This window comes from Actinosynnema sp., assembly GCF_052038725.1.
Map to the genome: position 1 here is coordinate 1 of NZ_JBQGCX010000121.1, position 1,595 is coordinate 1,595.

A 1,595-nucleotide genomic window follows, 5' to 3' on the forward strand; every position below is an offset into this window, starting at 1 on the left:
CAGGTCTTCGGCACCTCGCCCAACGCCCCCTTCGCGATCACCGCCCGTGATCCACACCCGCCCCCGGTCGCCCGATGGGGGGCGCGGCACTGGGACTACCCTGACGCATCCGTTCTCCCCCCGCAGCCCCGATGGAGCCCCCGTGGCAGCCGATCGCATCGAGACCGTCGTCAGCCTCTGCAAGCGCCGTGGCTTCGTCTACCCGTGCGGGGAGATCTACGGCGGCACCCGGTCCGCGTGGGACTACGGGCCGCTCGGGGTCGAGCTCAAGGACAACATCAAGCGCCAGTGGTGGAACTTCATGGTGCGCGGGCGCGAGGACGTCGTCGGGCTGGACTCCTCCGTCATCCTGCCGCGCGAGGTGTGGACCGCCTCCGGGCACGTCGAGGCGTTCGTCGACCCGCTCGTCGAGTGCAACTCCTGCCACAAGCGGTTCCGGCAGGACACGCTGTCCGAGGAGTACGCCGAGCGCACCGGCAAGGACGTGGCCGAGGGCGACGTCTCCGACGTGCCGTGCCCCAACTGCGGCACCCGCGGCCAGTACACCGAGCCGCGCATGTTCAACGGCCTGCTCAAGACCCACCTCGGCCCGGTCGAGACCGAGGAGGGCCTGCACTACCTGCGGCCCGAGACCGCGCAGGGCATCTTCACGAACTTCCTGAACGTGCAGACCACCTCGCGCCGCAAGCCGCCGTTCGGCATCGGCCAGATCGGCAAGTCGTTCCGCAACGAGATCACGCCCGGCAACTTCATCTTCCGCACCCGCGAGTTCGAGCAGATGGAGATGGAGTTCTTCGTCGAGCCCGGCACCGACGAGCAGTGGCACCAGTACTGGATCGACGAGCGCACCCGCTGGTACACGGAGCTGGGCATCTCGGCGGACAACCTGCGGCACTACGAGCACCCGGCGGAGAAGCTGTCGCACTACGCGAAGCGCACCGTCGACATCGAGTACCGCTTCCGCTTCGGCGGCCAGGAGTGGGGCGAGCTGGAGGGCATCGCCAACCGCACCGACTTCGACCTCACCACGCACTCCAACCACTCGGGCGTCGACCTGTCGTACTTCGACCAGGCCACCAACTCCCGCTACCGCCCGTTCGTGATCGAGCCCGCGGCGGGCGTGGGCCGTCCGATGATGGCGTTCCTGCTGGAGGCCTACACCGAGGACGAGGCGCCCAACGCCAAGGGCGGCGTGGACAAGCGCGTCGTGCTGCGCCTGGACCGCAGGCTCGCCCCGGTGAAGGCCGCCGTGCTGCCGCTCTCGCGCAACGCCGACCTCTCGCCCAAGGCGAAGGACCTGGCCGCCGCGCTGCGCAAGCACTGGAACGTGGAGTTCGACGACGCGGGCGCCATCGGCCGCCGGTACCGCAGGCAGGACGAGATCGGCACGCCGTTCTGCGTCACGGTCGACTTCGACACCCTCACCGACCACGCGGTGACCGTGCGCGAGCGCGACACCATGTCGCAGGAGCGGGTGTCCGTGGACCAGATCGAGGGCTACCTGGCGGCCCGGCTCATCGGGGCCTGACCGCCCCCCGACGCCTCCCCGGACGGCGCCCCCCCGCCCCCCCCCCGGGGGCCCGTCCGCGCGCACC

At 70.4% G+C, this 1,595-nt stretch carries 1 protein-coding gene; it reads left to right on the forward strand.

Going from position 1 to position 1,595, the window contains the following annotated elements; all coding sequences use genetic code 11:
- Positions 1–142: 142 nt before the first annotated feature.
- A complete protein-coding gene (locus ACTUAL_RS02360; protein WP_096491916.1) occupies positions 143–1,528 on the forward strand; it encodes a glycine--tRNA ligase in 1,386 nt (461 codons plus the stop codon).
- Positions 1,529–1,595: the final 67 nt, after the last annotated feature.